This window comes from Helicobacter valdiviensis (assembly GCF_003245365.1).
Classification (GTDB): Bacteria; Campylobacterota; Campylobacteria; order Campylobacterales; family Helicobacteraceae; genus Helicobacter_D; species Helicobacter_D valdiviensis.
Genome location: NZ_NBIU01000118.1, coordinates 1 through 585, shown reverse-complemented (window position 1 = coordinate 585; position 585 = coordinate 1). Strand labels below are relative to the sequence as shown.

Below are 585 nucleotides of genomic sequence, written 5' to 3'. Positions count from 1 at the left end.
ATAAATAATCATGCACTACATAAGCCTTAGTGGGTTTGCCAATGGGTGAGAGAAAGCTTTGAAAAAGTTGTGGGATACTTCCAAAATCTGTGCGGAAGCCCTTAGGCACTTTTATAAAAACCTCTGCTTTATCGTTAGTGTGGTAATAGACATTTAAGTCTTTTTCAAATTCTTTTAATTCCAAAGAGTAAAAACAAAAATCCTTTAAAAGTTCAAAGTCTTTACCCTCTCTTAGAATTGTTATAAGTTCTCTATCATTCACTTCTTTAATCTCTTTTAATTCTTTTAGCCATTGTGCTAATTGAAGATGTTCGCTAGAACATTCTTTATTGCAATATTTTAATTCCTCTGTCTTTTCTAAACAATGTTTTATTGCTTCTTTTAAATCCATTTTGTGAACCCTTATAAATTTTTAAAATCTTTTGTACTGCTCTCCTTGTTGTGAATTTCCTCTTTTTGTGGAGGTTCTTTGTTTTTAATCTCTATGTGTTTGCTTTCTAGCTTTAAATGTCTAGCGATAAAATCTTGAAGCTTTTTAATGACTAGATTGTAAATATCTATTTCTTTAATCTCTTTATTTCTAGT

The 585-nt window shown here is 29.9% G+C and carries 2 protein-coding genes; both read right to left on the bottom strand.

The features are described 5' to 3' along the window. Positions 1 to 391, bottom strand: a 391-nt coding sequence (locus B6S12_RS10815) for a DUF1353 domain-containing protein (protein WP_146239370.1), incomplete at its 3' end; no start/stop codon positions are given. Between the two features lie 11 nt (positions 392 to 402). Then, a partial coding sequence (locus tag B6S12_RS11325; protein WP_181451059.1) for a hypothetical protein occupies positions 403 to 585 on the bottom strand: 183 nt, incomplete at its 5' end.